The organism is Prescottella sp. R16 (genome assembly GCF_030656875.1).
Classification (GTDB): Bacteria; Actinomycetota; Actinomycetes; order Mycobacteriales; family Mycobacteriaceae; genus Prescottella.
Window position 1 is genome coordinate 1,402,361 of sequence record NZ_CP130943.1, and the last position, 25,385, is coordinate 1,427,745.

Consider the following 25,385-nt stretch of genomic DNA (forward strand, 5'->3'; position numbering starts at 1 on the left):
GCCCCGCGATGGTGCAGAATCAGTGCACTCTCGCGCGCGTGCCGACCGGCAGCCACGAGGGATGTCTAGGTGGCAGAACCAGTGCCAGGGCACACCCCCCGCCCGGCGCCATCACGCTCCGGCAGTGGTGCGGCCGACCGCGCGCCCCGGTAGTAGCAAACGATCAATCCTGTGCTCGAAGTGCCGTGTCGGTTTCATCCACCCCGACCCGGTTACTTCTCAGTAACCAGGACCCGAGTGAGTCCGGCCTCAAGAGGAGTGTCATCGTGTCCCCTGTGTCTGAAGCTTCCGTAACGCCAAAGGTCGAAATTACCGACGAGGAGATTTTCGCGGGCCACATCGGTGGCAAGCTCTCGGTGGAGACCACCGCGCCCCTCGATTCCCAGCGTGCGCTCTCCATCGCGTACACGCCCGGCGTCGCGCAGGTCAGCCGCGCGATCCACGCCGACGAGACGCTGGCCGACCGCTACACGTGGACCAGTCGCCTGGTGGTCGTCGTGAGCGACGGCACCGCCGTCCTCGGTCTCGGCGACATCGGCGCCCGCGCGTCCCTGCCGGTCATGGAGGGCAAGTCGGCACTGTTCAAGAACTTCGCCGGCCTGAACTCCATCCCGCTCGTGCTCGACACCACGGACCCCGACGAGATCGTCGAAACCCTCGTCCGGCTGCGTCCGAGCTTCGGTGCAGTGAACCTCGAGGACATCTCGGCGCCCCGCTGCTTCGAGATCGAACGCCGCGTCATCGAGGCACTGGACTGCCCCGTCATGCACGACGACCAGCACGGCACCGCGATCGTCGCGCTCGCCGCGCTGCGCGGCGCCGCCAAGGTCCAGGGCCGCGACATCACCGGCCTGCGGGTCGTCATCTCCGGCGCCGGAGCGGCCGGTGTCGCCTGCACCAACATCCTGCTCGCAGCCGGCATCGCCGACGTCACCGTGCTCGACTCGAAGGGCATCGTCTCGGCCGACCGCGGCGATCTCAACGAGATCAAGGCCGACCTCGCTGCGCGCACCAACCCGTCGGGTCGCATCGGCGGCATCGTCGAGGCCCTCGACGGCGCCGACGTGTTCCTCGGCGTCTCCGCCGGCACCGTGCCCGAGGAGATCATCGCCACGATGGCATCGGACGCGATCATCTTCGCGATGTCGAACCCGGATCCCGAGGTGCACCCCGAGGTGGCGCGCAAGTACGCGTCGATCGTCGCCACCGGGCGCAGCGACTTCCCGAACCAGATCAACAACGTCCTCGCGTTCCCGGGCATCTTCAAGGGTGCGCTGGACGCCGGTGCCCGCCGGATCACCGAGGGCATGAAGCTCGCCGCCGCCGACGCGATCCTCTCGGTGCTCGGTGACGAGCTCGCCGCCGACAAGATCGTTCCGAGCCCCCTCGACCCGCGTGTCGCCCCGGCCGTCGCTGCCGCCGTCGCGCAGGCCGCGAAGGACGAGGGCGTCGCGTAGCGTTTCCCCGAGCACGGCATCCGGGCGCCCCGGTGGTTCACCACGACAGGTGGACCACCGGGGCGCACTGCTCACGATCGGAGATGACACGGTGGAACCGAGACACGCCGCCCGAACACTGCGATGGGCGGCGCTGCCCCTGGTCGCCGCCGCCCTCACCGGATGCGGCCTCGACACCACCAGCGCCGTCGCCGGACCGGCCGACCCGGGCCCCGTACGCATCGGGGCGTCGGCCGCCACCGACAGCGAACTGCTCGCCCGGCTGTACGCCGGTGCCCTCGACGCGTCCGGCCGCCCCACCGAACTCGTCCTCGGGCTCGGCGACCGGGCCGACCGCATCGCCGCCCTCGACGCCGACCGGGTCACCCTGGTCCCGGAACGCACCGGCGAGCTGCTGCACTGGTTCGAGCCGGACGCCCCGACCCCGGAACCGGACACCGAGCAGGCCGACACCGACGGCGTGTTCGACGCACTGTCCCGGTCCCTGCCCGCCGACCTCGCGGTGGCCGAGCAGTCCGACGCCGACGTGCTGCCCCTGTTCCGCAGCGGCGCACTGAGCGCCGACGACGTCAAGGGCCTCAGCGTGGTCCTGCAGCTCACCGCCGCCGACCTCGATGCGCTGGTGACGCGGATCGAGGCCGGCGAGATCTCGTCGGCCGACGCCGCCGGAGAATGGCTCGACGACCACACCTGACCCGGGAAGAACTCGGCGCCCCGCCCCTCAGTCGTCGAGACGGGCGCGGGCGGCCGCGGCCTCGTCGTGTCGACCGAGTGCTTCGAACGCGTCCCCCTCCATGAGCGCCACCCGGATCGCGAGCTGCGGTACCTCGGGTGCCCGGGTGCGGGCGTCGGCGAGGACCGCGAGCACGTCCTCGTGCCGGTCGCTCCGCGCCAGCACCTGCGCCGCGACGAGCAGCGCGCCTGCCGATCCGGCGACGTCACCGGCGTCGGCGTACGCGTCGGACGCGGACAGTGCCGCCGCGACGGCGTCGTCGTCCCGCCGCAACTGGGCCAGTGCCCGTGCCGTCGAATCGGCGATGTCGGCGCGCGTCCACCCGTCGGCGAGCTCGGCGGCGACCCGCAGGTCGTCGAGACCGGCCGCGTCGTCGACACTGCACCGCACCCGGCCCCGCACGTGCAGGACGTCGACGAGAACGTCCGGGCGGTCGGACACCCGTTCGGCGTCGGCGACCGCGGCGTCGAGCACCGCGAACCCGTCCGGGTCGTCGACCTGTACCAACAGCACACCCAGGTCCTTGCCGGCCGTCGCCGCCGTCGCGTGGTCGTCGCACGAGCGGGCCAGCGCCACACACTCGGTCCACGCCGCGACCGCATCGCGCGTGTCACCGTTGTCGCGGTGCGCGCAGCCGAGCCACCATCGGGTCTGGGCGAGCGATTCCGGGCCGACACCGTCCGCGGTTTCGATCTCCGCGGCCCGCGTCAGCTCGTCGACCGCCTCGTCCGGGCGACCGGCCCGCGTCAGCATGACCCCGAGATGGTAACGGGGACCGGATGTTCCGATCCCGGCGAGCTCGGCTTCCTGCTTCGCCAGCCGCATCCGGGCGATCGCGTCCTCGGCCTCACCGAGGTCGCCGGCGATGTGCGCACTCAACGCCGCCAGCGGGGCCGTCACCGACCGCGCGGCGTGCGCCACCGACAGTGCGAGTGCCGCGTCGACGGACGCGAGGGCCTCCGCGAAACGTCCACGGCCGGCGAGTATCTGGGCGCGCAGCCGCAGCAGAACCGTCCGGCGTCCCGGGGCGTCGGTGGACTCGAGTTCGGCACCGATCCAGTCGAGGACCGCGGTGCCGTCGGTGTCGTCGGGATCGTTCTGCAACGACTCGACGTGCGCGACGACATCGCTCGCACCCGTGACGTCGTCGGCGAACGCGGCCGACGCCTCCGGAGCGACGACGACGGGCCCAGTCGCGACCGTGTGCGCGCCGCCGATCGGCAGATCCCAGCGCCGATCCACGAGAGTCATTGCCGCCGTGAGGGTCTCGCTGCGGTACTCGTTGCCGTTGCGGTCGTCGAAGCGGGCCGCGAGCTCCTCCGCGGCACGGTGGCACGCGTGCCCGAACTCCTCGACCGTCCACAGGCCGTCGTGGTCGCCCACGAACCGGCGCAGTGACGCCGCATCCGATCCGCGCACCCGCTCGCCGCCGAGCCCGGCCCGCGCCGCCACCGTGCACGCCACCGCGAACGCGGTCAACGCGTCCAGGTGCGCCGACGCGTTGAGCCCGTCGTGTCCGAGCCAGCCGAGGTGCCGTTCGAGCATCTCGAGGGCACGCTGCTCGTTCCCGGTGACCGACAGGAACACCAGATGCCGCCCCACCATGCCGATGTTGTCGGCGTTACCGCGGGCCAGCCGGTAGCCGCGCACGTGCATCTGCTCGGCCTCGTCGAGGCGGCCCGTCTCGAGCAGCGGCAGCAACGTGTGCGCCATCGCCCGCTCCGGCTCCTCCCCACACGACATGCCCTCGTCGAGCATCTCCTCGACCAGCGTCAGGCCCGCCTCGAGGTCGCCGCTCGCGAACCGGTAGGCGGCCTCCTCAGAACGCACGCACGCCTCGCAGTGGCTGTAGTCGTCGCGCGGGGTACGTGCCAGTTCCTCGAGATACCGGCCCGCCTCCTCGATACGGCCCGACTCGAACGCCTCCCAGAACCGGGTCTGCACCACCCCGGACAGGCCCACCCCGGCCTGCCGGTATGTGGCCTCCATCCGGTCGATGGACTCGGCGATCGTGGCCTGCGGGAACATCGGGTTCGACCCCAGCGCGTCGGCGATCCACTTGTGGAACCACAGCAGGTCGTAGTCGTCGACCTGCGTCGGGAACGTCGCCGGGTCGGCGGCGTTGCGGCCCACACACCACGCGAACGCGGTGAGCAACGCCTCCGTGTCACCGGTCATCGACGCGGACTGGACCAGCCGCATCCGCACCGCGTACGCCGCCGCCTCGTCGCCGGTCTCCTCCGCGAGCGTGATCGCCCGCTCGATCAGATCGCGTTCCTCCGGCCCGTACGGGGTGTGGTCGATCTCCTCGATCAACGCGTCGACGGTGATGTCACTCGGCATGGTCGTCCTTGTCTGTGAGAGTGGGCAAATGGTCGGGGAGCGCCGTCAGGCCCACCGAGAGGTGCACGATGTCGGTCATCGCGTCCGTCAACGCGGCCCGATCGGCGGGGCGCAGCGGACGGTGACCGGCGAGCAGTGACTGCACGTAGAGGATCCGCACCGTGCGGGACAGCACGGCCGCGTCGTCGACGGTCGCGAGAGTACGAACGAGACGATTGCTCCAGTTCAGCACCAGCCGACCCTCCGGACCCGAGTCGGCATCCGAGCCGGACGCTGCCTCGGCGTCGGTCACCCGGCCCAGGACGTCCGCCCAGAAACCGCCACCCGCCTCGCTCGCCTGATCGCGGCGCAGCCGCCGCAGCACCGCCTCGTCCGCCACGTACAGGGCGGGCACGGTGTCGGGCTGCAGCACCCGCACCGCCGTCGCCGCCCCCAGATCCTGCAACGCGGCATCGGCGCGGTCGGTGAGCCGGCGGGTCAGCGACCTGTCCGTGAGCGGCGGCACGTCCAGCTGGTCGATCTCGTCGGCGACGGTGACGGCCTCCACCGTCGCACCCGGCACGAACTCCGGCAGCCGGGCCGCGATCTCCGCGTCGTACACATAGCCGCCGTTGACGATCGGGGAACCCGGACGCGCGATCCCGGCCAGCTGCCGGAACTCGTCGAGCGTGCGGGTGTAGCGCACCACCCCGCGTGCCGCGGCCGCCCCGAACGTCGTCGGACCGTCCGTCGACTCGATCGGCAGATGCGGGACGATGAACCGGGCCAGCTCGTCGTCGTGCAGAACCATCGACCGCAACGCCAGATGGTGCACCGACAGGAACGTCGCCAACCGGTGCGGGGCCCGGGCCGCCAACCCGATCACCCAGCGGCGCACCGCCGCCCCCAGTTCGGTGCGCGTCACCTCGAGCGCCCCGTCCTCGATGAGCGACTCGCGGGACGCCGTCGGATGCAGGCCCGTCGTGTTCACGACGGCCCGCACGAAGAACGCCCACTCGGGCAGCAGATCGTCCATCCGCTCCGACAACAGCATGCCGCCCAGGTAGACGCGGCTCGACTGCCGCTGCCCGGGCGACGGCTGGAACGGCAACACGAACGCCACTCCGCGGGTGCCCGTCGACGGCACGTGCAGCGGGATCGTGTCGAACGGTTCGGAGCCGACGACGTCCCGGCCGAGGTCCCGCAGTTCGACCGTCGCGCTGTCCTCGAGGAACGGGGCGGGCCGGGTGACCACCTCGCCGTCCACCGTCACCCGCACCGGCAGGTGCCGGCCGAACCGGTCCGCCAGATCGAACGCACCCGCCCGCGACACCAGATCGGCTGCGTCCGGCCGCGGCCGCAGTTCGACGCGGGTGCCCACCGGCAGATCGTCGTCGAGTTCGGTGACCGTGAACGTGCCGTCGGTGCGGCCCACCCACTCGACGGCACGGGCACCCGACGCCGACCGGGTACGCACCCGGATCTCGTCGCTCACCATGAAACAACTCAGTAGGCCGATGCCGAACTGGCCGAGCCGGTCGGTGCGCGGCAGATCGAGCACGTCCCGCTTGGAACTGCGTCCCACCGTCGCCAGCAGCTCGCCGACCTCGTCGGTGGTCAGTCCGACACCGTCGTCCTCGACCGCGAACACGCTCCCCGGCGTGGCGCACGGCAGTACCCGGATCGATCCCCGGTGCCCGGGATCGACGTCGCGGCGTGCGGCGATCGCGTCGCACCCGTTCTGCAGCAGTTCCCGGAGGAACACCTGCGGTCCGGTGTAGATGCTCGCGCTCAGCAGTTCGATGATCCCGCCGAGATGGACCTGGAAGAGGCGGCTCGAGCCGCCGGTTGTCGTTGTCATCGGTGGCAGAGCTTATCGGGCGTATCCGACAAGCTCTGCCACCGCGATGCTCGGTTCGGCTAGGGCAGCATCTTCGCCGTGACGAACGCAACGACCCGCTGATAGCTCGGGCCGACGAGCCGCACCCACGCGTCGAGGATCTTCGCGTCCGCGCCGATCAGCACCCGCGCCTTACCCTTTCGGACCCCGTTCACGATCGTCGTCGCCGCATCCTCCGGGGTGGTGCGGGCGAGGCGCTTGTCGAAGAACTGTGCGAACGACGCCTGGTCGTCGCCGTCCGGCATCGTGGCGTTGCGCGCGATCGCCGTCTTGATGCCACCGGGGTGCACGCACGTCACCTTCACCGGACGCTTCGCGATCAGCATCTCCTGCCGCAGCGACTCGGTGAACCCGCGGACCGCGAACTTCGCTGCGTTGTAGGCACTCTGGCCCGGAATCGACAGCAGACCGAAGAGGCTCGACACGTTGACGACGTGCCCGTCGCCCGACGCGATCAGGTGCGGCAGGAACGCCTTCGTGCCGTTGACCACACCCCAGAAATCGACGTCCATGATGCGCTCGATGTCCTTGAACTCCGAACGCTCCACCTCGCCGTGGAAGGCGATACCGGCGTTGTTGTACACCTGGTTCACCTTGCCGAAGTGCGCCACGACCGCGTCCGCGTACGCGAGGACCGCCTCCCGCTGCGTGACGTCGAGATGATCCGACTTCACCTCGGCGCCGGTCGCCTCGACCAGTCGGACAGTCTCCGCGAGACCGGCCGAATCCCTATCGGAGAGAGCGAGTTTCGCACCCTTGTGTGCAAGGTTCAGGGCCAGCGCGCGGCCGATACCCGATCCTGCTCCGGTGACGACGCACACCTTGCCTGCGAATTCACTCACTGTGCAACCACCTTGTCGTTGTCGAGATCGGTCAGTTCGGTGCCGAGATCCGGCGCGGTCGCCACGACGGCAGGCCGGGCCGGGAGATCGGCAGTGGTGACGATGCGGTACGCGCCGAGGTCGAATTCCTTGGTGAGGGAACGGAACTCGAACGTGAAACCGGGCCACAGCGTCGTGTTGTTGCCGTGCTTGTCCAGATACCAGCTCGCGCAGCCGCCGTTGTTCCATACACTCTTGGAGATCTTGTCCTGCAGATCGCGATTGTAGGCGTCCTGCACGTCCTTGCGGACCTCGATCGTGGCGATGTCGTAGCGGTCGATCAGGCGAATCGCGTCCACGACGTAGTTGACCTGCGACTCGATCATGAACACCATCGAGCTGTGTCCCAGACCGGTGTTGGGGCCCACGAGGAAGAACATGTTGGGGAAGTCCGCGATGGTCGACCCCTTGTAGCCCTGCTGGCCGCCGTCGTCGAAGACCTGCGCCAGCGAACGGCCGTCCTTGCCGATGATGCCTGCGAACGTGGGGGAGTCGGTGACGTGGAAGCCGGTGGCCACCACGATCGCGTCGACCTTGCGCTCGACCCCGTTACGGTCGACGACCGAGTCCTTGCGGACCTCGGCGATGCCGTCGGTGACGACGTCGACGTTCGGCTGCGCGAGCGCCGGATAGTAGTTGTTGGAGATCAGCATGCGCTTGCAGCCGATCTGGAAGTTCGGGGTCACCTTGCGGCGCAGCGCCTTGTCCTTGATCTGGCGGCGCAGATGCCGCTCGGCCACGAACTGGAGCGGCTTCATGAAGATCGGAGCCTTCGCCAGACCCACGACCTGCGTCTCCCTCATCCAGTAGATACCGGTGCGGCACAGCTTCTGGAAGCCCGGCACGTACTTGAACGCCAGATGCTCGGCCTTGGTGTATTCGCGGTCCGCGCGCGGCAGGATCCACGGCGCCGTCCGCTGGTAGACGTCGAGCTGCGACGCCTTCTGTGCCAGCTGCGGGACGATCTGGATGGCCGATGCGCCCGTGCCGATCACCGCGATCCGCTTGCCGTTCAGGTCGGCGTCGTGGTTCCACTGAGCCGAGTGGAAGATCTCGCCCTCGAACCCTTCGATCCCGGGGATGTCCGGCAGCGACGGCTCGCACAGCGCGCCGACCGCCGATACGACGACCTTCGCCTCGTAGTCGCCGGTCGTGGTGTGGACGTCCCAGCGGGAGGTGCCGGTGTTCCACCGGGCGGAGAGGACCTCGCAGCCGAACACGTGCTTGTCGAGGACGTTGTACTTGCGGGCCACCGACGAGATGTAGTTCTGGATCTCCGGCTGCGGTGAGAACGACCGCGTCCACTCCGGGTTGAGAGCGAACGAGTACGAGTACAGGTGTGACGGCACGTCGCACGCGGCACCGGGGTACGTGTTGTCGCGCCACGTGCCGCCCACGTCTGAACCGCGTTCGAGCACCACGAAGTCGTGCTTGCCCTCCTGGGCCAGCTTGATAGCAGCGCCGAGGCCGGCGAAGCCGCTGCCGATGATCAATGTGTCGACCCGGCGCGCGTCCGCGGCCCGGGCGGAGGTATCTGTGACTGGAAGACTCATGTAGAGGAGCGTAAGGGGCTGTTGAGCATCAGTCAATAGTTGTTGACGCGCGTTCAGTATTGTGTGTCGCATGGAGCCCACCAAACGCACGCGCCTCAGCCCGGACGAGCGGCGGGCGCAACTCATCGACCTGGGTGTCCACATGCTCACCGAACGCCCCCTCGAACAGATCTCCGTCGACGACATCGCCGACCGGGCCGGCGTCTCCCGCGGCCTCCTGTTCCACTACTTCGGATCCAAACACGACTACCACGTCGCGATCGTCCGGCACACCAGCGCCGACATGCTGGCCCGCACCGCCCCGAACCTCGACCTCGAGCCGATCGAGATCCTGCGCGACGTCATGGCGTCGTACATCGACTACGTCTCCGAGAACCGCGACACCTACGTGTCCCTGCTCCGTGGCACCGCCAGCGGAGACCCCGCCATGCGCGAGGTGTTCGAGCAGACACGTGCCGAAATGGCCCGACGCGTCGTGGACCAGCTCCCCACCCTCGGCATCGACCCCACCCCACGCATCGCCCTGTCGGTGCGCGGCTGGATAGCGTTCGTCGAGGAAGCCACCATCACGTGGCTCCGCGACCCCGAGATCACCCGCGACGACCTCGTCGAACTGCTCGTCACCGCCCTGCCCGCCGTCGCTCTCAGCTCCCAGATGGCCGCAGCTCTCCTCGGCACCTGAGCCTCCGTCCCGCGTTTCGGCGTGGCCCCACCGGAAACGACGGAAGGCCCGTCCACTCGGGTGAGTGGACGGGCCTTCCGGACGGTACTGCTACCGCATCACTGCAGTATCACTTCGTCGGCGTGAACGCCGCGTCGATGATCTCCTGCTGCTCGACGGCGTGGACCTTGCTCGATCCTGACGACGGTGCCGACATCGCACGACGCGACACGCGCTTGATGCCCGCGAGCTTCTCGGGCAGCAGCTCCGGCAGTGCCAGGCCGAGGAACGGCCACGCACCCTGGTTCGCCGGCTCCTCCTGGACCCAGAAGAACTCGCTCACGTTCGGGTAGCGGTCCAGCGTCTCCGCGATGCGGCGGCGCGGGATCGGGTACAGCTGCTCGATCCGGACGATCGCGACGTCGTCGCGGTTCTCCTTCTGCTTCTTCGCGAGCAGCTCCCAGTAGATCTTGCCCGACGTCAGCAGCACGCGCTTGACCTTGCTGCGGTCCTCGCCGGCCTCGTACGTGGGCTCCTCGAACACCGAACGGAACTTGCCGGTCGTGAAGTCCTCGAGGTTGGACACCGCCGCCTTGTTACGCAGCATCGACTTGGGCGTGAACACCACGAGCGGGCGACGGATGCCGTCCAGGTGGTGGCGGCGCAGCAGGTGGAAGTACGACGCGGGCGTCGACGGCATCGCGACCGTCATCGACCCCTCGGCGCACAGCTGCAGGAACCGCTCGATACGACCGGACGTGTGGTCCGGGCCCTGACCCTCGTGACCGTGCGGCAGCAGCAGCACGACGTCGGACAGCTGGCCCCACTTGGCCTCACCGGAGCTGATGAACTCGTCGATGATGGTCTGCGCGCCGTTGACGAAGTCGCCGAACTGCGCCTCCCACAGCACCAGGGCGTCGGGGTTGCCGACCGAGTAGCCGTACTCGAAGCCCAGGCCCGCGTACTCGGTGAGCGCCGAGTCGTAGACCATGAACTTGCCGCCGTTGCCGGCCGCGGTGGCCAGCTCGGCGAGCGGGTTGTATTCGTTGCCGTTCTTGCGGTCGATCAGCACCGAGTGGCGCTGCGTGAACGTGCCACGACGCGAGTCCTGCCCGGCCAGGCGCACCAGCGCGCCCTGCTCGGCGAGCGAACCGAACGCGAGCAGCTCCGCGAACGCCCAGTCGATCTTGCCCTCGCGGGACATCTCGTGCCGCTTCTCGACGACCGGCTTGACGCGCGGATGCACCGTGAAGCCCTCGGGGGTGCCCAGGAACGCGTCGCCGATACGGGCGAGTGTCGCGGCATCGACCGCGGTGGTCAGTCGGGCCGGCGGGGTCTGGTCGAGCTCGACCGACTCCGACGGTTCCGGCTTGAACTTCTCGAGCTCGCGGACCTCGTTGAACACCCGCTCGAGCTGGCCCTGGTAGTCGCGCAGGGCGTCCTCGGCCTCCTTGAGGGAGATGTCGCCGCGGCCGATCAGCGCCTCGGTGTAGCTCTTGCGGACGCTGCGCTTGGTATCGATCAGGTCGTACATCGCCGGCTGCGTCATCGACGGGTCGTCGCCCTCGTTGTGGCCGCGACGGCGGTAGCAGATCATGTCGATGACGACGTCCTTGCCGAACTTCTCACGGAAGTCGACGGCCAGCTGCGCAACCCAGACACACGCCTCGGGGTCGTCGCCGTTGACGTGGAAGATCGGGGCACCGATCATCTTCGCGACGTCGGTGCAGTACTCCGACGAACGCGAGTGCTCCGGGGCGGTGGTGAAACCGACCTGGTTGTTGACGACGATGTGCACGGTGCCGCCGGTGCGGTAGCCGCGCAGCAGCGCCAGGTTCAGGGTCTCGGCCACGACACCCTGGCCGGCGAACGCCGCGTCACCGTGCAGCAGCAGCGGCATGACGGTGAAGCCGTCCTGGCCCTTGTCGAGGAGGTCCTGCTTGGCGCGGACCAGGCCCTCGAGGACCGGGTCGACGGCCTCGAGGTGCGACGGGTTCGCGGTGAGCGACACCTTGATGTCGTTCTCGCCGAACATCTGGATGTAGGTGCCCTCGGCGCCCAGGTGGTACTTCACGTCACCGGAGCCGTGCGCGGCCGCCGGGTTCATGTTGCCCTCGAACTCGGTGAAGATCTTCGAGTACGGCTTGCCCACGATGTTCGCGAGCACGTTGAGACGACCGCGGTGCGGCATACCGATGACGACCTCGTCGAGGCTGTGCTCGGCGGCCTGGTCGATGATCGCGTCCATCATCGGGATGACGGACTCGGCGCCCTCGAGCGAGAACCGCTTCTGGCCGACGTACTTGGTCTGCAGGAACGTCTCGAACGCCTCGGCGGCGTTGAGCTTGCTCAGGATGTACTTCTGCTCCGCGACCGTCGGCTTGACGTGCGGGGCCTCGACGCGTTCCTGCAGCCAGGCCTGCTGCTCGGGCTCGAGGATGTGCGTGTACTCGACACCGATGTGACGGCAGTACGCGTCCCGCAGGATCGACAGCACGTCACGCAGCTTCATCCGGGTCTTGCCGTGGAAGCCGCCGACGTTGAACTCGCGATCGAGATCCCACAGCGTCAGGTCGTGGGTGATGACGTCGAGGTCGGGGTGGCTGCGGAACTTGTCCTTGACGAACTGCAGCGGATCCGTGTCGGCCATCAGGTGGCCACGGTTGCGGTACGCGGCGATGAGCTCGAGCACACGGGTGCTCTTGTCGACGGCGCCCTCGGGGACGTCCTTGCGCCAGCGGACCGGCTCGTACGGGATGTGCAGCGAATGGAAGATCTCGTCGTAGAACTCGTCGGAGATCAGCAGGTTGTGGATCGTGCGCAGGAAGTCGCCGGACTCGGCGCCCTGGATGATCCGGTGATCGTAGGTCGAGGTCAGCGTCATCAGCTTGCCGACGCCCATCTCGGCGATCCGCTCGTCGCTGGCACCCTGGAACTCGGCCGGGTACTCCATCGCGCCGGCGCCGATGATCGCGCCCTGCCCCTGCATGAGACGCGGCACCGAGTGCACGGTGCCGATACCGCCGGGGTTGGTCAGCGAGATCGTGACACCCGAGAAGTCCTCGGCCGTGAGCTTGCCGTCACGTGCGCGCCGGACGATGTCCTCGTATGCGGTGTAGAACTGGACGAAGTTCATCTCGTCGCAGCCCTTGATGGCGGCGACGACGAGGGAGCGGCTGCCGTTCTTGCCCGGCAGGTCGATCGCCAGACCGAGGTTGGTGTGCGCCGGGGTGACGACGTTCGGCTTGCCGTCGATCTCGGCGAAGTGCCGGTTCATGTTCGGGAACGCCTTGACCGCCTGCACGATCGCGTAACCGAGGATGTGGGTGAACGAGACCTTGCCACCGCGGGTGCGCGCCAGATGGTTGTTGACGACGATGCGGTTGTCGAACATCAGCTTCGCCGGGATGGCGCGGACGCTCGTCGCGGTCGGGATCGTGAGCGACGCCGACATGTTGCGGGCCACCGTCGCGGCCGCGCCGCGCAGCACCTGCTTCGCCTCCTGCTTGGGGGCGTCGGTGGTCTCGGCCTTGGGTGCGGCCGCCTTCGGTGCAGCAGCAGGCTTCGCGGGGGCCGGAGCCGGCGCCGGGGGCGGCGTCACGGACCGGGGAGCCGCGGGTGCCGGGGCGGCCGTGGCCACCGGAGCTGCACCGTTGGCGGACTTCACGGCGACGTCGCCGTTACCGCCCGCATTCGCTGCATCGGGCGAGTAATCCGTCAGAAACTCGTGCCAACTGGCGTCCACGGATGAGGGATCATCCTGGAACCGTTGGTACATTTCGTCAACCAACCACTGGTTCTGTCCGAACTGGGAAGTAGAGCTGCTGCTCACGGCAGGTGTTCGCCTCGTTTCTTTCTTCGGTACCCGATCAGAGCGCCTATACACATGAGGCTAACGTCCGCGCGTCGGGCTCGGCCATCCGGTCCGCTGCGTGTCGGCAGTCTCACATTGTTGCGACGGGATCACCATCGGTGACAGTTCTCGTCGACGAATTATTCCCGTCTTCCCGCGCGGATGCATTACGAAGCCTCGCGTAGTGACCGCCTGCCTGCCGAAGTGCATCGGGCGCACCGGTTTCGACGATCCGGCCGTCGTCGACGACCACGACGAGATCGGCCCGTTCGGCGGTCGCCAGACGGTGCGCGACCACCACCGACGTGCGTTTCCTGGTGACCAGACGGTTCGATTCGAGGACGAGTCGTTCCGTCGCGGGATCGAGTGTCGCGGTCGCCTCGTCGAGCAGCAGCAGGTCCGGGTCGACGAGCTCCGCGCGGGCGAGGGCGATCAGCTGACGCTGCCCCGCCGACAGGCCCTGCCCGCGCTCACCGATCGGATGGTGCATGCCGCCGTCGAGCGCTGCGATCGTGGGGAGCGCACCGACCGCGCGGGCCGCGTCCTCGATCTGGGTGCGACTCGCGTCGGGGCGCCCGTACGCGATGTTGGACGCGACGGTGCCGGTGAACAGGTGCGCCTCCTGCGGGACGACGCCGAGCCGTCCCCGGTAGGCGTGCAGCGGGTAGCGGCGCAGGTCCTCGGCGTCGACCCGGAGCGTGCCGGACGTCGGATCGTAGAACCGGGCCAGCAGCTTGACGACGGTCGACTTGCCGGCCCCGGTGCGGCCCACCAACGCGACCGTCGTCCCCGGTGGAATGTGCAGGTCGATGTCGGTCAAGGCATCGGAGTCGGCCCCCTGATAGCGGAACGTGACGTCGTCGAACCGGACGTCGCCGCGCAGTCGGCCGGTGATCGGGACGGTGTCGCCGGGTTCGGCGGTTTCGATGGAGCTGGGAGTCGCGAGCAGATCCGCGATCCGGCGCAGGCCGACGTCGGCCTGCTGGTAGCCGTCGAACACCTGCGACAACTGCTGGACCGGCCCGAACAGCAGCCCCAGGTACAGCACGAACGCGACGAGGGTGCCCGCGGTGGCGGCGCCGTCCGCGACCCGGTGCGCGCCGACGAGGACGACCGCGGCCAGCGCCAGGTCCGACAGGAACGTGATGAACGGGAAGTACACGGAGATCGCGCGCTGCGAGCGCATGCGGCTGCGCCGGTAGCCGTCGGCCCGTTCGGCGAAGCGCTGCGCCGCGAACTCTTCCCGGCGGTACGCCTGCGCGGCACGCAGACCGGCGACATTCTCCTGGAATTCGGCGTTGACCAGCGAGATCCGTTCCCGGGAAATGCTGTACGCGCTGCTCGACACCCGCCGGAACACGAGGGTGGCGACGGTGAGCGGGACGAGCGCGGCCAGCGCGACGAGCGCGAGGGTGGCGTCGGTGACGAGCAGGGCCACCGCGATACCGACGAGGGTGAGCAGCGCGACGACGGCGGACGACAGGCCGGTCTGCAGGAACGAGGACAGGGCGTCGACGTCGGTGGTCATCCGGGTCATGATCCGCCCGGACAGTTCCCGTTCGTAGTAGTCGAGCCCGAGTCGTTGCAGGTGGGCGTAGCTGCGGACCCGTAACCCGAACAGGACGCGTTCGCCGGCCCGGGCCGTGATCACGGTGAGCAGTGCGACGACGCACCAGCCGACGGCCGCGAGGACGGTGCCGAGGACCGCGGCCGCCCACAGCGGGCCGTAGTCGCCGGGGACGACACCGTGGTCGATCGCGTACCGCACGATCGACGGGAACGTGATCCCGATCAGCGAATCCAGCGCCAGGCAGAGCACGACGCCGGCGAGCAGCCACCGCACCGGGTGCAGCAGCCGGCCGAGCCGGAAGTCGGGGTCGTCGCGGCGCATCCGGGAGGTGTCGGTGTGCGGGTCCTCGGTGGCGGGTGGGAGCGCGTCGACCGCGGCCTGGAGTTGCGGGGTGACGGCGACCCCGCCGAGCGCACCGGACGCGGGTCCGCCGCCGTGGCCGCCGGGCCGTCCGGGGTCGACGGCGCCACCGGACCGGGAGCCGGCAGAGGCAGGGGTCTCCGGGGTCTCCGGCCACAGCTGCGCCGCGGTCACGTCGGTGACGGTCGTGGCGGCAGCGAGGTCGGCGCCGTCGTGCCCGGTGTCGGGGGCGGCCAGCAGTGCCCGGAACAGGGCGCAGCGTTCGTCGAGTTCGTCGACGGTGCCGATGTCGACGATGCGGCCGCCGTCGAGGACGGCGACCCGGTCGGCGAGGGTGAGGGTGGAGCGGCGGTGCGCGAGGATCAGCGTCGTGCGGCGTCGGCCGGCGCGCAGGGCGTCGAAGATGGTGGCCTCGGTTCCGGCGTCGACGGCGGAGGTCGCGTCGTCGAGGATCAGGACCCGCGGGTCGACGAGCAGCGCGCGGGCCAGCGCGACGCGCTGCCGCTGCCCGCCGGAGAGGGTGAGGCCGCGTTCCCCGACGACGGTGTCGTAGCCGTCGGACAGGGTCTCGATGAACTCGTCGGCCTGCGCGAGCGCGGCGGCGGCCCGGATCTCCTCGGCGCTCGCGTCGGGACGGCCGAGGGCGATGTTCGCGGCGATCGTGTCGGAGAACAGGAACGGTTCGTCGAACACCAGGCCGACGGCCTCGCGCAGCTGTTCGGCCGACAGGTCGGCGACGTCGTGGTCGTGGCCGTCGGAGGTGAGGGACACCGTGCCGGTGTCGGGGGCGTAGAAGCGGGGCAGCAGCAGCGACAGTGCGGTCTTGCCGGAGCCGGCCGGCCCGACGATCGCGACGGATTCGCCGGGCGCGATCGTGAGGTCGAGGCCGCGCAGGACGCCGCTGTCCTCGGTGAAACCGAAGCCGACGTTCTCGAGCCGGACCCCGAGGGGGCCGTCGGGGAGATCGACCGGATGCGGGGGATCGGCGACCTCCGGTTCGGTGTCGATGACCTCGTAGACGCGTTCGACGGCAGCGCGGGACAGCTGGGCCATGATCACGACCTGCGACAGGGTGCGGGTGGCGGCCGTCATGGTGGCCACGTAGGTGGCGAACGCGAGGAACGTGCCGACGGTGATGGTGCCGTGCAGGGCGAGCCAGCCGCCGAGCGCGACGACACCGACCAGCCCGAGCTGCGGGATCGCCGCCATCGACGGTGCGAACCGGGCGTTGATGTGGGCGGCGCGCAACCGCTCGGCGTACAGGGTGCGGCCCAGGTCCTCGAGCCGGTCGACCGAGCGGGACTCCTGGCCGAAGCCCTTGACGACGCGGACGCCGGTGACGGTTTCCTCGACGTGCTGGGCGAGGTCCGCGGCCCGCTGCTGCGCCGACCAGGTCGCCGCGAACAGTTTCGGACGCACCAGATAGACGACGAGGGACACAGCCGGGACGGTGACGAGTGCGACGACGGTGAGCAGTGGGGAGAGCCACGCCATGATCACCAGGGCGAGGACGAACTGCAGCACCACGCCCGCCGACATCGGCACCATCGCCAGCAGGCCCTGCACCAGCTGCAGGTCGGTGATCGAGCGGGACACCACCTGGCCGGTGCGGATCTGGTCCTGGCCGCGGCCGTCGAGGCGTTGCAGTGAGCCGAGGAGACCGAGCCGCAGATCGTGTTGGACGTCGAGCGACAACCGTCCGGCGAGCATCCGGCGTCCGTACTGGCATGCGAAGCGGACACAGGCCAGCAGCGCGATCAGTGCCGCGATCCCGCCGATGACCCGGGTCGCGGTGGCCTCGCCGGTCGTGGCGGAATCGAGCGCCACCTTCGTCAGGAGCGGGAAGAGGATGTCGATCACCGCGGCGATCACCGTCACCGTGAGTGCACCGACCGTGATTCTCCGGTGGTGCCAGCACTGCGCCGCGAGCCGGGCGATCCAGCCGCGGGAGCCGTCGGCCACCGCATCCGTGTTCGAAGTAGCCATCGCGGTCAACCGTAGTCCGGCGGGCCGACAGGACCGGCCGCGCGCCCACCGGCGGTGGACGCGCGGCCGCCGGACTAGTTGTTCAGCATCTCCTGCATCTGTGTGATCTCGGCCTGCTGGCTCGACACGATCTGCTGGGCGAGCGTGCGCACCTGCTCGCTCTCACCGTCCTGCAGGATGTCGTCGGAGCTGTCGACGGCACCCTCGTGGTGCTCGATCATCATCTCGAGCCACATGCGGTCGAATTCGGGGCCGGTGGCCGCGTCGAGGGCCTGCATCTGCTCGGCGGTCATCATGCCGCCGTGCCCGGACATGTCGTCCCCGGACATGCCGGGCATGTCGGTCATGTCGTGCCCCATGCTGCCGTGGTCCGTGCCCTCCGACGTGGACGGCGACATCCCCGTGACGCCCCAGTCGGCCAGCCAGCCCTGCATCTGCTCGATCTCGGGGGCCTGGGCCTGCTGGATCTGCGCGGCGAGCGCGATCAGGTCGGGATTCTGGCTGCGGGAGGGCACCATCTCGGCCATCTCCACGGCCTGCTGGTGGTGCGGAATCATCATCTGCACGTAGGCGACGTCGGCGTCGTTGTGGGCGCCGGCCTGCGCTGTCCCGGTCGGCGAGGCGGACTCCGAGACGGTCGAGGTCGTGGCAGTGGCGTCGCCGGTGTCACCGGAGTCGCTGCTCGAGCAGCCGACGACGAGGGTGACGGCCGCGGCCGCGGCACCGATTCCGACGAGGATACGGGTGGTGGTCATGGTTGTTCTCCATTGATCGTGCGATGTGGGGGACCGGACTGCGGCCGGGACGGCGGGATGCCGCGCCGCAGTGGCCCTGTCACACCCGCAGGATGCACAGAGTCGACAGAACGGTCGAGGTGGTCGCCGCGAACGGCGGCGCGCGACCGGCGCCGGTGACGGGCCCGGACGTGACGCGGGGCCGGGGCCGGCTGGAACGCGCGGTGCGCAGCAGCAGCCACACGGCCAGAGTGAGGGCCGCCGCGAGCAGCACCGCCAGGCACATGTGGAAGCCGGCGTGGTCCCGTCCGTCGTGTGTGGGGGCGGGGTGATCGGTGTCGTCCGGGGCCGCGGCCGCGGCCGTGCTGTCGACGGTCGTGGTGTGGAGTGGCGCGGTGTCGAGCGGCGCCGTTGTCACATGGTGCATCGCGAGGACACCGAACACGAGCGCGCACAGGACCGCGAATCGTGTGATCGACGTTCGACTGGGCCCCGGCACACCGTCAACTGTACCGACGGATCGGATGGTCTCCACGGGCCAGGAACGGCAGCACCTCGGCAAGGAATTCGCTCGGACAGTCCAGGTGCGGGCAGTGCCCGCAGTCCGGGACGACCGCTACCCGCCGAGTCTCGGTGACCGTGATGCGCCGGGCGGCGCGCGCCGGAGTGAGCAGGTCGTTCGCGCCCCACAGCAGCAGGGTGGGGATGTCGAGGGCGTCGATCATCTCCGGGATCGGCAGCTCGGCGATCTCCCGGATCACGATCCGTCCGAGGGCCAGCAGATCGGACACCTGCCGGCGGGTCGCATAGTGCTGGGTGTAGCCGGCCCGGACGGCGGCGTCGGCACGCAACGGATGCCGGAGCGCCGCCGTCGCGTAGAGGGCGCCGATCATCTGCTGGACGTAGCGGTCCGGGACGGGGGTGGAGAGCAGCTGGGTGAGTCGTTCCACCCGGAACCGGACGCCGCGGGTCCACGTGCGTGGAATCGGCGCGACACCTGGCATGTCGGACAGGACGACGTCGGCGACCTGGTCGGGTCGGGCCGTCGCCCACGCGAGCGCGGTGACGGCGCCGAGGGAGTTGCCGATCACACTGACCGGTGTGCCGCGGTCGGCGACCAGGTCTCCGAGGGTGTCGACGTAGCTCTCGACGAGGGGTTCGCGCCAGGTACCGGCGCTGTGCCCGAAGCCGGGCAGGTCGACGACGAGCACCGTGTAGCGCTCGGCGAGGGTCGGCAGGACCTTCTGCCAGGTGCCGCCGTGATCGGAGTAGCCGTGCAACAGCACGACGGTTCTCTCCCCGGTGCCGGCGGTGACGACGTGGGGTCGGCCCGAGTCGGCGGTTCGCACGATGTCCTCCCGGAGTGCTCGGTCAGGATCCCAGGTCGCGGCGGTCGACAGGTGGTGGCACGACGTACAGGACCGGCCGGCCGTGGGCCGGGTCCGGTTGCCCGGGCCAGACCCGTGGGGCCGGCCCGAACGCGTCCCGGGCATTGTCGATCACGCCGCGGCCGATCGCACGGTTTCCGGCACCGCCGATGACGGCACCGACCCCGGCCGGCAGGAGTTTGCCGAGGACGAGGGCGCTGCGCCTGGCCGCGTACTTGGTGACGAACTTGCGGACGAGCGACGAGTTCATCGCCTTCATGGTCTGTGGGGGGATGCGGCCGGTGACGATCCGCGCCCAGTTGGTGGCGGTCAGCCCGGTCGTCCGTTCCACGATCTCCATGCCGGATTCGCCGAGGGCGACGGCGAGGACGAGGGCGCGTCGCTGCTGATGGTTGTGCGGGGAGACGCCGTGGACCGAGGCGATCGCGAGGGTGAGCAGCGCGGACGCCTCCAGGAAGAACGCCGTCTCGGCGCCGATGGCGGCGACCGAGGCGACCGTGCCGATGCCGGGGACGGCGGCGGTGGCGCCGGCCGCGCTGCCGCTGCCGGTGACGGCGGTGAGGAACATCTTCTCCATGCGCGCGACGATCTGTGCGGGCGTCTCGTCGGGGTGGGCGCGGCGGACCCGGTCGACGTATGCGGCGACGGCCGGGGCCTGCAGCCGGCTCGCGTTGTCGAGGACGTCGGCGATGGTCGATTCGATGCGTCTCGGTGTCCGCCCCGGTTCTTCGGCCATCCCGGTCCTCGTCTCGCTGCTCGTCGATCGTGATATTCCGGATCTCCGACTATAGGCGCGGGAACAGGTCAGGAACGGGACGTGGGCGCCCAGTGATCCGGGGGCACGACCTCCGCGGGGCGCGGCGGGTGCGGCGGGGTGCCGTCCCCGAACGGCCGGCCGCCGAGGGTTTCCCGGTTGTGCGGTTCGAGCCAGTGGGACAGGTCGGGGCCCTTCGGGACGATCCGCGTCGGATTGATGTTCGTGTGCACCATGTAGTAGTGCTGCTTGATGTGGGTGAAGTCGATCGTGTCGCCGAACCCGGGTGTCTGGAACAGATCTCGCGCGTAGTTCCACAGCACGGGCATCTCGGTGAGCTTGCTGCGGTTGCACTTGAAGTGGCCGTGGTAGACGGCGTCGAATCGGACGAGTGTCGTGAACAGGCGCACGTCGGCCTCGGTGATGGTGTCGCCCACCAGGAATCGCTGCGTCGACAGCCGATCGGTCAGTTGGTCGAGGCGGGCGAAGAGTCGATCGTAGGCGGCGTCGTACGCGTCCTGTGACGCCGCGAAACCGCACCGGTAGACGCCGTTGTTGACGTCACGGAACACGGGTTCGGCCACCTCGTCGATCTCGTCGCGCAGGGCCTCGGGGTACAGGTCCGGTGCCCCCTCGCGATGGTATCGCCGCCACTGTGTCGACAGGTCGAGGGTGATCTGCGCGAAGTCGTTCGTGACGACCGCGCCGGTGGGGACGTCCACCATCGCGGGCACCGTGATGCCGCGCGGATAGTGCGGGTCCCGCGCGAAGTAGGCGTCCTGCAGGCGGGGAATCTTCAGCACCGGGTCGACACCGCCCGGGTCGAGATCGAACGTCCAGCTGCGCTCGTCGTGGACGGGACCGCAGATCCCCATGGACAGAACATCTTCCAGACCGAGCAGTCGGCGGACGATGATCGCCCGGTTCGCCCACGGGCAGGCCCGGGCGACGATCAACCGGTATCTGCCCGGTTCGACCGGGTAGCCGTCGCGGCCGTCCTCGGTGATCCGGGTGGTGAGATAGTGCATGTCCCGGGTGAACTCGCCACCCGTACCGTCCCCGTCGCTCATGGCGTCAGCTCCGTGCGTCTGCTCGGTGTCTCGGTTCCCCTCACACGGTACTGCGCGACACCGAGATCGCGGCGTACGTTCCGAGTTCTTCGAAGCCGAGACGGGCCGCAAGCCGGCGGGAGGCGATGTTGTCGCGGTGTGCCCGCCACTGCGGGACCAGTCCGGCGTCGAGGGCGTCGTTCGTGGCGAGCAGGCCTGCCGTCGTACCGAATCCGCGGCGCCGGACGGCCGGGTCGGTGAGCACGCCCATGTCGGCGACGATGCCCTGCAGTTCCGTACGCGCTGCGGACGCGACGGGCCGGTGGGTGTCGCCGAGGACGGTGAACCAGTCGGACTTCGTCGCGAGCGCGGCCTCGGCGACGTCGTCGGGTGGGCAGGCGCCCTCGAGGATCCGCACGTGTTCGAGATCGTGGGAGACGAGCGGGTTCCGGACCGGTGGGGCGGTACCGAAATCGGCGGCCCAGCCCAGGACGACGGGGCCGGTGCTGCGCCCGGCACGGTCCCCGGCGAGTGTGCGTAGGCCACCGGGGGCGGCGAGGTCGTCGTCGGTGAGTGCGTGCGCGCGGTCGACGGCCCACTCGGGTCCGACGAGCGCCGCGGCACCGGCGATCGACACGAACCGGACATGATCGGTGTCGGCCCGGACGTGACGGACCCCGCCGGTGTCGAATGAACGATCGGGGAGGCCGAGCTCCCGCGCCCACGCCAGCCGGACGATGTCGATCTGGTGTCTGTCCACGCCGACCACGGTAGTGGCGGGGGTACCGTCGAATCAGCAGGGGCGCGAGAGAGAGTGGCGGTCCATGTCGCGAGCGGTACGCAGCAGTACGCGGGGCAGTGCCGGAAATCTGCCGTCGGCGTTGACCACGTTCGTGGGCCGTCGCCGTGAGTCCACCGCGGCCAAGCGGCAACTCGTGCAGTCCCGGCTGGTGACGTCGACCGGTATCGGTGGTGTCGGCAAGACCCGGCTCGCCCTGCACGTCGCGCACGAGGTGGCGCGGGAATTCCCGGACGGGGTGTGGTTCGTCGAACTCGCCGAACTGCACGACCCCGAACTCGTCCCCGACACGGTCGCGTCGGTGTTCGGTCTGCAGGAACAGTCGACGGGTTCCCCGACGGACCTGCTGGTGGAACACCTGGCCGGACGGACCGCGCTGTTGGTGCTCGACAACTGTGAGCATCTGGTGGATTCGGTGGCGAAGCTCGTCGACGTGCTGTTGCGGGACTGTCCGATGCTGCGGATCCTCGCGACGAGCCGGGAAAGCCTGGGGGTCGGTGGTGAATCGGTGCTGCGGGTCGGACCGCTCCCGGTGCCGGATCCGGAGTCGCCGCCCGCGCTGTCGGTGCTGCCGCGGTACGAGTCGGTGACCCTGTTCGTCGAGCGGGCGCAGGCGGCGGTACCGGAATTTGCTGTCACGGAAGACAATCGGGTCGCGGTCGTGCAGATATGTCACCGGCTCGACGGGTTGCCGCTGCCGATCGAGCTGGCCGCGGCCCGGGTCCGGGTGTTGTCGCCGCAGCAGATCCTCGAGCGGCTCACCGATCGGTATCGGCTGCTCACCGCGGGCATGCGCGGCGCACCGACCCGGCAGCAGACGCTGCGGCTCAGTATCGACTGGAGTTACGACCTGTGCACACCGGTCGAACGCGACCTGTGGAGTCGGTTGTCGGTGTTCGCGGGCGGGTTCGGGATCGACGCAGTCCGGGGCGTGTGCTCGCATGCGGCGGCGTCCCCCGAGGCCGTCGATCTGGTGATGTCGCTGGTCGACAAGTCGATCCTCACGGTCGAGGGCACCGGGGAGGGCTCCCGGTACGGCATGCTCGAGACGTTGCGCGACTACGGGCGGGAGAAGCTCGAGGAGTCGGGGGAGCTCGACGAGTGCCGGCGACGTCACCGCGACTGGTATCTGCGGGTGGCCGAGTACGCGTACGACAGCTGGGTCGGTCCGCGTCAGGTGGAATTGATCGATCGGCTGGCCCGGGACGGCTCGAATCTGCGCGAGGCACTGGACTATTGCGTGTCCGACGGGACCCGGGGCCTCCGGATGCTGCGGGCACTGTTCCCGTTGTGGTTCTGCCGGGGCATGCTCACCGAGGGGCGGCGGTGGTATCGGCGGGTGCTGGGGGCGGAGGACCGGGAACAGTCGACGCCGGTGCTGGTGGCGGTGCTGGGCGCGGCCGCGCAGTTGGCGGCGATGCAGGAGGACTTCACGGCGGGGGCCGCGTTCGTTCGCCGGGCGGAGCAGTTGGCCGAGGCGAGCGGGAATCGGACGGTGGCGGCGTCGGCCCGGCACGCGGCCGGGCGGCTGCGCCTGTACCGGGGCGATCTGGAACCGGCGGTCGCCGATCTGCGCAGTGTGCTGCCGGTGCTGCGGTCGGCCGCCGACCTCTACCAGCTGATCCGGGCGCTCGAGGCGCTGGGACTGGCCGGCGGCATGATCGGGGACCTCGCGCTGGCCCGGGCCTGCCACGAGGAGGTGTTGGAACTGACGCGGGAGCGGGGCGAGCACCAGTTCCGGGCCCAGGCCATGTACCTGTTGGGGTTGTCGCTGTGGCGGGAGGGAGAGCGGGCCCGCGCGGTGCGACTGTTCACCGATGCGCTGCCGCTGTCGTGGTCGGTGGACGATCACTTCATCGGAGCCGGCTGCCTCGAGTCGTTGGCGTGGGCGGCCGCGGACGCCCGGCAGGGGGAGCGAGGCGCGATCCTGTCGGGTGCCGCGCACGCGCTGCGGAGCGAGATGGGGGTGCCGCCGGTGCTGATTCCGACGATGCTCGCATACCCGGAGGAGTGCCGTCGGCAGTGCCGGCGGCTGCTGGGGGATCGGGCGTTCGACGCGGCCTTCGAGCGCGGCGGCGACTTCCGGTTCGCGGACGCCGTCGACTTCGCGCTGGGCCGGGCCGAGTTCGGTCACCGCGGGACGGCCGCCCTGACCCGACGGGAGATGGGCGCGCCCACCGCGCCGCTGCGGATCGTGGTGCCGTCGGACACGACGCCCGCCCTGACCCGCCGGGAACAGCAGGTCGCGGACCTCGTCGCGCAGGGGATGACGAATCGGGAGATCGCCGAGACGCTGGTGATATCGCCGCGCACCGCGGAGGGGCACGTCGAGCGGGTGCTGGCGAAACTCGGTTTCGGCTCGCGCACCCAGATCGCGGCCTGGGTCGCCGAGCGCGGCAACGAACAGGCGACGTGAGTATCGGAACAGGTAGTTCTACGGTCGTGCGGGGTCGCTGCGGGACGTGATTCTGGATCGGTCCCGACCGATCACCCGAGACGAGGTTCTCCCGATGCGCAGCGCCGCGTTCCCGCGCCCGACGATTCTGCCTGCGGCGGAGTCCGGCCCACAGGTCCGGGTGGCGTCCGTGACCGGCCGGCCGGTGCCGTACTCGGTGGCCGGTTCCGGACGGCCGGTGGTGTTCCTGCACGGGTTCGGGCTCACCCCGCGCACGTATTCCGGTGCGATCGGTGCGCTCGCCGCGTCCGGAGTGCGGGTGTACGCGCCGGCCCTGCCCGGTTTCGGGGGTACCGATCCGCTGCCCCCGCAGGGGTCGGGTTCCGGTTCGGGATTCGACGGGTACGCCCGCTGGGTCGGCGGATTCCTCGACGCGGTCGGCCTCGACGGGGCCGTTCCCGTCGTCGGGCACTCGTTCGGCGGCGGGGTGGCGCTGGCGTCGGCCCACGCGCTGGGGGACCGGGTGTCGCAACTGGTGCTCGTCAACGCGGTCGGTGGTGGTGCGTGGTCTCCGGCGGGGACGGTCCGTGAGATCCGGCAGCGTCCGCTGTGGCGGTGGGCGGCGTCGGCGGCCGTCGACACGATTCTCGGTGGGACGCCGGTGTCGACGCTCGCCTCGATCACCGGTGATGCGCTGCGCAACACGGTGCGTGCGCCCGGATCCGTGTGGCGGATCGGGGACCTCGCCCGCAGCGCGGATCTGCGGGCGGAGGCGGGGCACGTCGCGGATCGGGGCGTCCCGACGACCCTGCTGTGGAGCCGCGGTGACACGTTCGTTCCGCAGGCCAGTTTCGAATCGTTGCGACGTGCGTTGGGGGATCCGCACGTGCACCGCGTCGCCGGCTGTCACAGCTGGCTGATCGGTGATCCGGGCGCGTTCGGGCGGGCGGTGCACGCAGCGCTGACACGATCCGCGCGATTGTGATCTAC

17 protein-coding genes are annotated in these 25,385 nt (G+C 69.8%); 5 read left to right on the forward strand and 12 right to left on the reverse strand.

All coding sequences use genetic code 11. From position 1 onward, the window contains the following. Positions 1 to 266 precede the first annotated feature (266 nt). Both Q5696_RS06680 and Q5696_RS06685 read left to right on the forward strand, forming a co-directional pair. Entirely contained in the window at positions 267 to 1,457 is a 1,191-nt protein-coding gene (locus Q5696_RS06680) for an NAD(P)-dependent malic enzyme (RefSeq protein WP_305094411.1), read from the forward strand. Positions 1,458 to 1,548: 91 nt separating this feature from the next. After that, positions 1,549 to 2,151 (forward strand): type 2 periplasmic-binding domain-containing protein, encoded by a 603-nt coding sequence (locus Q5696_RS06685; protein WP_305094412.1) that lies wholly within the window; start codon positions 1,549 to 1,551, stop codon positions 2,149 to 2,151. A gap of 27 nt (positions 2,152 to 2,178) precedes the next feature. On the opposite strand, the gene Q5696_RS06690 is transcribed toward Q5696_RS06685, so the two are convergent. The 4 genes from Q5696_RS06690 to Q5696_RS06705 are packed head-to-tail and all read right to left on the reverse strand — an operon-like array spanning position 2,179 to position 8,846. Then, on the reverse strand, positions 2,179 to 4,533 hold the full coding sequence (locus Q5696_RS06690; RefSeq protein ID WP_305094413.1) for a hypothetical protein: 2,355 nt from the start codon (positions 4,531 to 4,533) through the stop codon (positions 2,179 to 2,181). Next, positions 4,523 to 6,373 (reverse strand): HSP90 family protein, encoded by a 1,851-nt coding sequence (locus tag Q5696_RS06695; protein WP_305094414.1) that lies wholly within the window; start codon positions 6,371 to 6,373, stop codon positions 4,523 to 4,525. Before Q5696_RS06695 ends, Q5696_RS06690 begins: the two co-directional genes overlap by 11 nt. A 59-nt stretch (positions 6,374 to 6,432) precedes the next feature. Continuing rightward, a complete protein-coding gene (locus Q5696_RS06700; RefSeq protein ID WP_305094415.1) occupies positions 6,433 to 7,254 on the reverse strand; it encodes an SDR family NAD(P)-dependent oxidoreductase in 822 nt (273 codons plus the stop codon). Next, positions 7,251 to 8,846: a flavin-containing monooxygenase gene (locus Q5696_RS06705; protein ID WP_305094416.1), complete on the reverse strand. Its 1,596-nt coding sequence runs from the start codon at positions 8,844 to 8,846 to the stop codon at positions 7,251 to 7,253. The genes Q5696_RS06700 and Q5696_RS06705 overlap by 4 nt, the downstream gene beginning before the upstream one ends. Positions 8,847 to 8,916: 70 nt before the next feature. On the opposite strand from Q5696_RS06705, the gene Q5696_RS06710 reads away from it, so the two are divergent. Further along, positions 8,917 to 9,528 carry a TetR/AcrR family transcriptional regulator gene (locus Q5696_RS06710; protein WP_305094417.1) on the forward strand — a complete coding sequence of 204 codons (612 nt, stop codon included), beginning with the start codon at positions 8,917 to 8,919 and terminating at the stop codon, positions 9,526 to 9,528. Between the two features lie 109 nt (positions 9,529 to 9,637). Here Q5696_RS06710 and Q5696_RS06715 read toward each other — a convergent pair whose 3' ends face one another. From Q5696_RS06715 to Q5696_RS06750, 8 genes are all read right to left on the reverse strand, one after another. Then, positions 9,638 to 13,339: a multifunctional oxoglutarate decarboxylase/oxoglutarate dehydrogenase thiamine pyrophosphate-binding subunit/dihydrolipoyllysine-residue succinyltransferase subunit gene (locus Q5696_RS06715; protein WP_305094418.1), complete on the reverse strand. Its 3,702-nt coding sequence runs from the start codon at positions 13,337 to 13,339 to the stop codon at positions 9,638 to 9,640. A gap of 112 nt (positions 13,340 to 13,451) precedes the next feature. Beyond that, positions 13,452 to 17,276, reverse strand: a complete 3,825-nt coding sequence (locus Q5696_RS06720) for an ABC transporter ATP-binding protein (protein ID WP_305094419.1) — start codon at positions 17,274 to 17,276, stop codon at positions 13,452 to 13,454. A 74-nt stretch (positions 17,277 to 17,350) separates the two neighbouring features. Further along, on the reverse strand, positions 17,351 to 18,031 hold the full coding sequence (locus Q5696_RS06725) for a DUF305 domain-containing protein (protein ID WP_305094420.1): 681 nt from the start codon (positions 18,029 to 18,031) through the stop codon (positions 17,351 to 17,353). A 79-nt stretch (positions 18,032 to 18,110) separates the two neighbouring features. Continuing rightward, positions 18,111 to 18,509 carry a DUF6153 family protein gene (locus Q5696_RS06730; RefSeq protein ID WP_305094421.1) on the reverse strand — a complete coding sequence of 133 codons (399 nt, stop codon included), beginning with the start codon at positions 18,507 to 18,509 and terminating at the stop codon, positions 18,111 to 18,113. A 4-nt stretch (positions 18,510 to 18,513) separates the two neighbouring features. Beyond that, a complete protein-coding gene (locus tag Q5696_RS06735) occupies positions 18,514 to 19,359 on the reverse strand; it encodes an alpha/beta fold hydrolase (protein WP_305094422.1) in 846 nt (281 codons plus the stop codon). Between the two features lie 22 nt (positions 19,360 to 19,381). Next, positions 19,382 to 20,134, reverse strand: coding sequence for a hypothetical protein (locus Q5696_RS06740; protein WP_305094423.1), 753 nt, complete (start codon positions 20,132 to 20,134; stop codon positions 19,382 to 19,384). Positions 20,135 to 20,202: 68 nt separating this feature from the next. Continuing rightward, positions 20,203 to 21,222, reverse strand: a complete 1,020-nt coding sequence (locus tag Q5696_RS06745; protein ID WP_305094424.1) for a glutathione S-transferase family protein — start codon at positions 21,220 to 21,222, stop codon at positions 20,203 to 20,205. A 40-nt stretch (positions 21,223 to 21,262) separates the two neighbouring features. Then, on the reverse strand, positions 21,263 to 21,961 hold the full coding sequence (locus Q5696_RS06750) for a GNAT family N-acetyltransferase (protein WP_305094425.1): 699 nt from the start codon (positions 21,959 to 21,961) through the stop codon (positions 21,263 to 21,265). A 64-nt stretch (positions 21,962 to 22,025) separates the two neighbouring features. Between Q5696_RS06750 and Q5696_RS06755 the strand changes: the two genes are divergently transcribed. Both Q5696_RS06755 and Q5696_RS06760 read left to right on the forward strand, forming a co-directional pair. Beyond that, positions 22,026 to 24,416 (forward strand): ATP-binding protein, encoded by a 2,391-nt coding sequence (locus Q5696_RS06755; RefSeq protein WP_305094426.1) that lies wholly within the window; start codon positions 22,026 to 22,028, stop codon positions 24,414 to 24,416. A gap of 94 nt (positions 24,417 to 24,510) precedes the next feature. Beyond that, positions 24,511 to 25,380, forward strand: a complete 870-nt coding sequence (locus tag Q5696_RS06760; protein ID WP_305094427.1) for an alpha/beta fold hydrolase — start codon at positions 24,511 to 24,513, stop codon at positions 25,378 to 25,380. Positions 25,381 to 25,385 lie beyond the last annotated feature (5 nt).

Excerpts from the sequence above, each read along its gene's own strand:
- Q5696_RS06690 (WP_305094413.1), bottom strand. The coding sequence starts at position 4,533 with ATGCCGAGTGACATCACCGTCGACGCGTTGATCGAGGAGATCGACCAC.
- Q5696_RS06695 (WP_305094414.1), bottom strand. The coding sequence starts at position 6,373 with ATGACAACGACAACCGGCGGCTCGAGCCGCCTCTTCCAGGTCCATCTC.
- Q5696_RS06705 (WP_305094416.1), bottom strand. The coding sequence starts at position 8,846 with ATGAGTCTTCCAGTCACAGATACCTCCGCCCGGGCCGCGGACGCGCGC.
- Q5696_RS06710 (WP_305094417.1), top strand. The coding sequence starts at position 8,917 with ATGGAGCCCACCAAACGCACGCGCCTCAGCCCGGACGAGCGGCGGGCG.
- Q5696_RS06720 (WP_305094419.1), bottom strand. The coding sequence starts at position 17,276 with ATGGCTACTTCGAACACGGATGCGGTGGCCGACGGCTCCCGCGGCTGG.
- Q5696_RS06725 (WP_305094420.1), bottom strand. The coding sequence starts at position 18,031 with ATGACCACCACCCGTATCCTCGTCGGAATCGGTGCCGCGGCCGCGGCC.
- Q5696_RS06740 (WP_305094423.1), bottom strand. The coding sequence starts at position 20,134 with ATGGCCGAAGAACCGGGGCGGACACCGAGACGCATCGAATCGACCATC.
- Q5696_RS06745 (WP_305094424.1), bottom strand. The coding sequence starts at position 21,222 with ATGAGCGACGGGGACGGTACGGGTGGCGAGTTCACCCGGGACATGCAC.
- Q5696_RS06755 (WP_305094426.1), top strand. The coding sequence starts at position 22,026 with ATGTCGCGAGCGGTACGCAGCAGTACGCGGGGCAGTGCCGGAAATCTG.
- Q5696_RS06760 (WP_305094427.1), top strand. The coding sequence starts at position 24,511 with ATGCGCAGCGCCGCGTTCCCGCGCCCGACGATTCTGCCTGCGGCGGAG.